This is a genomic window from Oleispirillum naphthae (assembly GCA_027864655.1).
Lineage (GTDB): Bacteria > Pseudomonadota > Alphaproteobacteria > Rhodospirillales > Rhodospirillaceae > Oleispirillum > Oleispirillum naphthae.
In genome coordinates, this window is the sequence record JAQAZG010000008.1 from 163,594 (window position 1) to 171,083 (window position 7,490).

The following is a 7,490-nucleotide window of genomic DNA, read 5'->3' on the forward strand; positions in this document are numbered from 1 at the left end:
GGTCGGTCAGGGCAGTCTTCGTCAACGCGTACTCTCCATAGGGACTCAGGGCTGCGCCAGCAGCTTGGAGGCGACATTGATGTACTTGCGCCCGGCCTCCTGGGCGCTCATCACCGCATCGTTCAGGGTCTCGCTGTCGCGCACCGATGCGAGCTTGATCAGCATCGGCAGGTTGACCCCGGCGATCACCTCGATGCGGGTCTTGTCCATGATCGAGATGGCGAGGTTCGACGGCGTGCCGCCGAACATGTCGGTGAGCACCACCGCGCCTTCGCCGCTATCCACCGCGGCGACGCTGTCCATGATGTCCTGACGGCGGCGTTCCATGTCGTCGTCGGGTCCGATGCACACGGCCTTCACCTGCTCCTGGCGGCCGACCACGTGTTCCAGGGCGGCGATCAATTCTTCGGCCAGACGGCCGTGGGTGACGAGTACCATGCCGATCATTGCGCGATTGGTTCCTTCCCTCTGTCCGGATCTTCCCGAATCCGGCCCTTCGCTTCTCCGCTCCGCAAGGGTCCCTATTGAGCCGGTTTTTGCGCCCGCTTTCAAGATTTTCGGGCAGACGCCTCAGGACCCCGGGGATTGCAACTCGCGGTGGCGCACCGAGGTGCCGTAGCCCGCCTCGGCGAGCCAGGCGCCCAGGCGCTCGGCGACGAACACCGAGCGGTGCCGCCCGCCGGTGCAGCCCACCGCGATGGTGAGATAGCTTTTGCCCTCGGTCACGTAGCGCGGCAGCAGCGGGTCCAGAAGGGCGGTGAGGCGGCCGAGGAACTCCGGAAAGTCCGGGTCGGCGGCCACGTAGTCCTGTACCGCAGCGTCGCGTCCGGTGAGGTCGCGCAGCGCCGTATCGTAGTGCGGATTGCGCAGGAAGCGCACGTCGAACACCAGGTCGGCCTCGCGCGGCAGGCCGCGGCGGAACGAGAACGAGGTGACGAACACGTGCAGCCCGGTGGAGGCGAGGCCGTAGCGGGTGAGCAGCATCGTCTTGAGCGCGCCGGGCGGCAGGTCGGAGGTGTCGATGACGTCGTCGGCGCCGTCCTTGAGCGGCGCGAGCAACTGGCGCTCGAGCGCGATGCCGTCGGCGAGGGGGCGGTCGGCGGCGAGCGGGTGGCGGCGCCGCGTCTCGGTGTAGCGGCGTTGCAGCACGTCGTCGTCGCAGTCGAGGAAGACCACGCGCGGCCGCGCCATGCCCGCCTTTTCCACGTCGCGGACGAAGCGGCGGATCGCCGCGACGTCGAAGTCGCGGGTGCGGATGTCCACGCCGATGGCGAGCGGCCGCCGTGCCCCCTCGGGGCCGGCGGCGCCGCCGATCATCCGGCGCAGCAGGAACAGCGGCACGTTGTCCACCGCCTCGTAGCCCAGGTCCTCGAAGGTCTTGAGCGTGGTGGACTTGCCCGCGCCGGAAAGCCCGGTGACCACCACCACTTCGGGGGCGGAGGCGGTGCTCATCCGTGCACCCATGTGCGAACGCCCCGCACCGCGGCGAGTGCGGTTTCCACCACCACGGCGGCGGAGGCGGCGAAGCCGAACACCGCGACCACGGGCACCGCGGCGCCGAGAATTTCGGCGGTTTCGGGTTCGGGCAGGCGCTCCACGGCGCTGGTCGAGGTTTCCACGGAGACCGCCAGGGCGACGGGGAAGGTTTCCTCCGGCGCGGCCGCGCCCGGCACCGAAACCAGGCCGAGGCCGCGCACCTCGATATTTCCGGCGATGGTGGCGGGCGCCCGCGCGGCGAGGGTGCCGTCGGCGCAGAGGTCCACCTCGGTCTGGTCGTCGGCGACCAGCCGTGCGCCGCGGTCGATCAGGCGCAGGGCGAGGTCCGACTTGCCGCAGCCGGGCGGCCCGGAGATCAGCACCGCGAGACCGCCGATGGCGACGGTGGAGGCGTGGACGACGGTGGAGGCGGGGGCGCTTGCGTTCATCCGCTCACCGTCGCGCGGCCCGCGCCGCCTGTCAATGGCCGTGACCCGCGCCGAGCCGCGGGAACACCAGGGTGAAGCGCGCCCCGGGGGCGTGCGGCCCCTCGGCGTCGTGGCGGTTGACCGCGGAGATGCGGCCGCCCAGGGCCTCGACGATCTGTTTGGAGATGGCGAGCCCGAGGCCCGAATGGGTGCCGAACTTCTCCCCCGGCGGGCGTTCGGAATAGAAGCGGTCGAAGATCGTCGCCTCCTTGCCGTCGGGGATGCCGGGGCCCTCGTCGTCCACCTCCACCGATACCGTGGGGCCGAACTCGTCGGCCCCGGCATAGGCGCGCAGCGTGATCACCCCGCCCGGCGGGCTGAAGGTCACGGCGTTGCGGATGAGGTTGCGGAACACCTGCACCAGGCGGCCCTCGGAGCCGGGAATCCACAGATCCTCGCCGCGCGGCAGGTCGAGCGCGATGGCGGGCGCGCCGTCGTCGGAGGGCAGGCTCTCCACCTCGGCGATGGCGGTGAGCATGGCGCAGATGTCCACCGGCTCGGTGGGGGCCTTCATCAGTTCCGCATCGACGCGGGAGAGGTCGGCGATGTCGCTGAGCAGGCGGTTGATGCGCTGCACGTCCTCGCCGATGATCGCGAGCAGGCGCTTCCGCGCCGTGGGATCGTCGATGCGGCTTGCGGTTTCCACCGCGCTGCGCATCGAGGACAGCGGGTTCTTCACCTCGTGGACGATGTCGGCGGCGAAGCGCTCGGTGGATTCGATGCGGTTCCACAGCGTCTCGGTCATCTGGCCGAGCGCGAGGGAGAGGTCGCCGATCTCGTCGTCGCGGCGCGACAGGTCGGGGATGCGGCCGCGCCCGCCGCTGGAAACCTGGGCCGCGGCGCGGGAGAGACGGCGCAGCGGGTGCACCACGGTGCCCGCCTGGTAGAGCGACAGCAGCACGGTGACGCCGAGGGTGATGAGGAACAGCCGCAGGATCGCCTTGCGCACCTGGAACACGTCGGCATCCACCGCGCGGGTGCTGGCGCTGATCAGCACCGCGCCCACCACCTGCTTGTAGTACTGCACCGGCACCGCGACGGAGAGCACCTTGGTGGTGCGGCCGCGGCGCAGCGCCTCTGCGGTTTCGCCGTAACGCAGCGCGGCGTTGAGCTCCTCGTAGGTGGCCACCGGGTCGGCGGGGGCGGCGGTGTAGACCGGCGGCCCTTCTTCGGACGAGAGGTGGCCGAGCAGGCTCACCACCTTGTCGTTGAACCAGCGCAGCACGCGGTCGGCGGCGGGATAGGGCGATTGCGGCGGCAGCGCGGAGACCTCGACCACGCCGCCGGAGACGAAGAGATAGCGGCTGTCGGCGAGAAGCGCGCCCGCGGCGTCGAACAGGCGCACCCGCCGCCCGCTGTGGGCGGAGAGGCGGCGCACCATGTGGCGCGCCTGTTCCGGCAGCAGGCGGTAGCCGTATCCGCCGTCTTCGGCGGAGGAGCCGCTCGTCGGGTCGCCGGAGACCGAGCTTTCCGCCACCGCGGAGGCGATCATCTCGCCCTGCTCGCGCAGCGACTCGAGCTCGGAGCGCAGAAGCCCCTGCTCGTAGGTGTCGAGGTAGAGCGCGCCGAGCACCAGCAGCACCGGGGCCAGCAGGTTGACCGCCAGGATCTTGCGGGTGAGCGGCGAGATGCGCCGGAGGCGGCGCGTCCGCCCGGACGCCTCGGCGGCGCGCGCTTCGTCTCCGGGCGGCATCATCGCCACGATGCGGGCTCCCGGCGCATCGGCCTACTCGATCTTCTCGCGGTAACGGTAGCCCACGCCGTAGAGGGTCTCGATGTTGGCGAAGCTGTCGTCCTCGTCGCGGAACTTCTTGCGGATGCGCTTGATGTGGCTGTCGATGGTGCGGTCGTCCACGTAGATGTGCTCGCCGTAGGCCACGTCGATCAGCTGGTCGCGGCTCTTCACGTGGCCGGGCCGCACCGCCAGCGCCTGCACGATGAGGAACTCGGTGACGGTGAGGTCCACCGGGCGGCTCTTCCAGGCGCACATGTGGCGCGCCGGGTCGAGCACTAGGTCGCCGCGCACCAGCGCCTCGCCGGACACCGCGTCCGGGTCGCCGCCGGAAAGCTTGCGCTGGCGGCTCACCTCGCCGCGGCGCAGCAGGCTGCGGATGCGCTCCACCAGCAGGCGCTGCGAGAACGGCTTCTTGATGTAGTCGTCCGCGCCCATGCGCAGGCCGAGCACCTCGTCCACCTCCTCGTCCTTGGAGGTGAGCAGGATCACCGGCACCGCGGAGTTCTTGCGCAGCTCCATCAGCATTTCCATGCCGTCCATGCGCGGCATCTTGATGTCGAGCACCACCAGATCCGGCGGTTCGGCGGCGATGCCGGCCAGCCCCTCGGCGCCGTCGTGGTACATCGCGACCTTGAAGCCCTCGGCCTCCAGGGCCATGGACACCGAAGCCAGAATGTTGCGGTCGTCATCGACCAGGGTAATCGTATACGACACGGCTATGATCCTCCCGGATTTCCGCCCCGTTGACTGGACACCTAACGCTCTCAGCGCGCCTTCGCGCTTTTCACCTCGACCGGAACGACGATGCGCCCGGCCTTCTCGAACACCAGGGTCAGGTCGAAGCGCTGCCCTTCCTTGAGCGGCGCGGTCAACCCGATGAACATCACATGCAGCCCGCCCGGCTTCATCTCCGTCCGGCCGTTCGCGGGCACCGCGATGCGCGGAACCTTGCGCATCCGCATCACGCCGTTGTCGTCGATATGGGTGTGCAGCTCCACCACGCCCGAAACCCCCGCCTCCGCGGCGATCAGCGCGTCGGCCTGCGGATTGGGGTTGTCGATGGTCATGAACGCGGCGCCCGCCCGCGCCATGCCCGCGGAAGCGCGCGCCCAAACGCCGGAGATGCCGAGTTCGGCCGCGGCGGCGGAGGCCGGCGACGCAAGGATCATGCAGAAGATTGCGTAAAAAAGCCGAATGTGCATCGTCTCCCCCTTAACCTCCTCATCAAGCGACATATCTTATACCACGGTCTCTGAATAGTGTGATTCGCGAAGGTGCCGCTCGCAGGCCGGATTTCGTTGCCGCAAGGGCACTGGCCGGTTCCGGCTTTTGCGGAAGCGCGCTATGCTGGACCGTTAAGGCCGGTGACCGTCGGTCACCGCTTGCGCCGCCTGTCGGGACGGGGCGGACGGCGCATGCGGAGACGGTCGAGACCGGCTGTCCGCATGAACTTTTGGGGAGACCTGAACGTGGAAAATCTTGGTCCGGTCATTAGTAAGCACGGGGTCGATAAGCTGGGTCTGGGTGGCGTCGGCCGCGTGTATTGGAACCTGTCCACCGCGCAACTCGTCGAAATGGCGGTGAAGCGCAACGAGGGCCACCTGTCGCGCTACGGCGCGTTCGTCGCGCTCACCGGGGAACACACCGGACGTTCCCCCAACGACAAATTCACCGTCAAGGACGCGATTACCGAAGCCACCACCGACTGGGGCAAGGTCAACGTGCCGTTCGACCGCGACCGCTTCGACGCGCTGGTCGCCCGCATGTGCGACTACATGATCGGCCGCGACGTGTTCGTGCAGGACCGCTTCGCCGGCGCCGACCCGGACCATCGCCTGGCGGTGCGCATCATCACCGAGCAGGCCTGGCACGCCCACTTCAGCCGCAACATGTTCCTCCAGCCGACCCGGGAAGAGGCGGAGGACTTCGTGCCCGACTTCACGGTGCTGCAGGTCCCGTCCTTCCACGCCGACCCGACGCGCGACGGCACCCGCACCGGCATCTTCGTGGTGGTCAACTTCACCCGCCGTCTGGTGGTCATCGGCGGCACCTCGTATGCGGGCGAAATCAAGAAGTCGGTGTTCTCGATCCTCAACTTCCTGCTGCCGCCGAAGGGCATTCTGCCGATGCACTGCTCGGCGAACATCGGCTCCACCGGCGACGTCGCGGTGTTCTTCGGCCTCTCCGGCACCGGCAAGACGACGCTCTCGGCCGATTCGTCGCGCACCCTGATCGGCGACGACGAGCACGGCTGGGGCCCGAACGGCGTGTTCAACTTCGAGAACGGCTGCTACGCCAAGGTGATCAACCTCTCCGCCGAGGCGGAGCCGGAAATCTTCGCCACCACGCGGCGCTTCGGCACCATCCTCGAAAACGTGGTGATGAACCCCAACACCCGGCGGCTCGACCTCACCGACGACCGCTATACCGAGAATACCCGCGGTTCGTATCCGCTGTGGTTCATCCCCAACGCGTCGGAAACCGGCCAGGGCGGCCAGCCGAGCAACATCATCATGCTCACCGCGGATGCCTTCGGCGTGCTGCCGCCGATCTCCAAGCTCACGCCGGAACAGGCGATGTACCACTTCCTCTCCGGCTATACCGCGCGCGTCGCGGGCACCGAGAAGGGCGTCTCCGAACCCTCGGCCACCTTCTCCACCTGCTTCGGCGGGCCGTTCATGCCGCGGCACCCCTGGGTCTATGGCGAACTGCTGGCCGACCTGATGCGCAAGCACGACACCAACTGCTGGCTGGTCAACACCGGCTGGTCGGGCGGCCCCTACGGCGTCGGCAAGCGGATGAAGATCGCCTACACCCGCGCCATGGTGCACGGCGCGCTCGACGGCCATCTGGCGAAGGCGGGCTTCGCGCCCGATCCGGTGTTCGCCATGATGATCCCCGATGCCTGCCCCGGCGTGCCGCCGGAGGTGTTGCAGCCGCGCGAAACCTGGGCGGACAAGGCCGCCTACGACGCCACCGCGGCCAAGCTCGCCGGGATGTTCGAGGCCAACTTCAAACAGTACGAACCCCACGTCTCCGACGCGGTGAAGAAGGTCGCCATCCGCGGCAAGGCATGAGCCTCCGCATACGGAAAAAACGCCCCGGAGACCTCTCCGGGGCGTTTTGCGTCGGCAGGGCGCGGAAAAACCGAATAGCCTCCGGAACGGTAGACGCCGTGCCCCTGAACTTGCGGCAAGGCGGCCGAGACGGGCAAAGCCCCGGCCTGGTTTTTTTCCGGGGCCCGTAGGTTTCCTTAAGTTTTTCCCGCAAAAGTTTTTTCTTCTTTTTCGAGTCAGGCGGGGGGAAAGGCGGTAAATTCGCGTCGTTCGAGTCCGTTTTGGGAAGAGTTTCGGTGATGGGCGAGCGCGATCGCGAGGCCGGTTCGGAGTCCTTCCGGCCTCCGCCCGATCCGGCTCTTCGCATGGCGGAGAAAGAGGCGGCATGCCTCCGAAAGGACGGATAATTCCCAACCGAATAACTGTGAGAAAGCAACGATGACACGGGTGGTGGAGATCACGGACGTGATCTTGCGGGATGCGCACCAGAGTCTTCTGGCGACGCGCATGGCCATGGAGGACATGGTTCCCGCTTGTGAGGATCTGGACAACGCAGGTTATTGGTCGTTGGAATGCTGGGGCGGCGCGACGTACGACTCCTGCATCCGCTTCCTCAACGAGGACCCCTGGGAGCGCCTGCGAACTTTCAAGAAGCTGATGCCGAAGACGCCCTTGCAGATGCTGCTGCGCGGGCAGAACCTGCTCGGCTACCGCCACTACGAGGACGGCGTGGTG

The 7,490-nt window shown here is 68.0% G+C and carries 7 protein-coding genes and 1 pseudogene; 2 read left to right on the forward strand and 6 right to left on the reverse strand.

The genetic code is table 11. From position 1 onward, the window contains the following. Positions 1-45 precede the first annotated feature (45 nt). The 6 genes from O7R11_RS10555 to O7R11_RS10580 form a co-directional block, all read right to left on the reverse strand. Positions 46-447, reverse strand: a complete 402-nt coding sequence (locus O7R11_RS10555; protein ID WP_337997480.1) for a PTS sugar transporter subunit IIA — start codon at positions 445-447, stop codon at positions 46-48. Between the two features lie 123 nt (positions 448-570). Next, positions 571-1,452, reverse strand: coding sequence for an RNase adapter RapZ (gene rapZ / locus O7R11_RS10560; protein ID WP_337997481.1), 882 nt, complete (start codon positions 1,450-1,452; stop codon positions 571-573). After that, positions 1,449-1,925, reverse strand: a complete 477-nt coding sequence (locus O7R11_RS10565) for an HPr kinase/phosphorylase (RefSeq protein ID WP_337997482.1) — start codon at positions 1,923-1,925, stop codon at positions 1,449-1,451. Before O7R11_RS10565 ends, rapZ begins: the two co-directional genes overlap by 4 nt. 31 nt (positions 1,926-1,956) lie before the next feature. Next, positions 1,957-3,660, reverse strand: a complete 1,704-nt coding sequence (locus O7R11_RS10570; RefSeq protein ID WP_337997489.1) for a stimulus-sensing domain-containing protein — start codon at positions 3,658-3,660, stop codon at positions 1,957-1,959. Positions 3,661-3,690: 30 nt separating this feature from the next. After that, positions 3,691-4,413 carry a response regulator transcription factor gene (locus O7R11_RS10575; RefSeq protein WP_337997483.1) on the reverse strand — a complete coding sequence of 241 codons (723 nt, stop codon included), beginning with the start codon at positions 4,411-4,413 and terminating at the stop codon, positions 3,691-3,693. Positions 4,414-4,463: 50 nt separating this feature from the next. Further along, the gene (locus tag O7R11_RS10580; protein ID WP_337997484.1) at positions 4,464-4,868 is read right to left on the reverse strand and encodes a copper chaperone PCu(A)C; all 405 of its coding nucleotides are present in this window, start codon (positions 4,866-4,868) and stop codon (positions 4,464-4,466) included. A 300-nt stretch (positions 4,869-5,168) separates the two neighbouring features. Here O7R11_RS10580 and O7R11_RS10585 point away from each other — a divergent pair, with 300 nt between their 5' ends. Together O7R11_RS10585 and O7R11_RS10590 are read left to right on the forward strand one after the other, a co-directional pair. Continuing rightward, positions 5,169-6,776, forward strand: coding sequence for a phosphoenolpyruvate carboxykinase (locus O7R11_RS10585; RefSeq protein WP_337997485.1), 1,608 nt, complete (start codon positions 5,169-5,171; stop codon positions 6,774-6,776). A 417-nt stretch (positions 6,777-7,193) separates the two neighbouring features. Then, positions 7,194-7,490 (forward strand): annotated as a pseudogene (locus O7R11_RS10590) (2-oxoglutarate decarboxylase); the annotation flags it as partial.

Bases quoted from the DNA above. Each gene is read 5' to 3' on its own strand.
- O7R11_RS10555 (WP_337997480.1), bottom strand. From the start codon at position 447: ATGATCGGCATGGTACTCGTCACCCACGGCCGTCTGGCCGAAGAATTG.
- rapZ (WP_337997481.1), bottom strand. From the start codon at position 1,452: ATGAGCACCGCCTCCGCCCCCGAAGTGGTGGTGGTCACCGGGCTTTCC.
- O7R11_RS10565 (WP_337997482.1), bottom strand. From the start codon at position 1,925: ATGAACGCAAGCGCCCCCGCCTCCACCGTCGTCCACGCCTCCACCGTC.
- O7R11_RS10570 (WP_337997489.1), bottom strand. From the start codon at position 3,660: ATGATGCCGCCCGGAGACGAAGCGCGCGCCGCCGAGGCGTCCGGGCGG.
- O7R11_RS10580 (WP_337997484.1), bottom strand. From the start codon at position 4,868: ATGATCCTTGCGTCGCCGGCCTCCGCCGCCGCGGCCGAACTCGGCATC.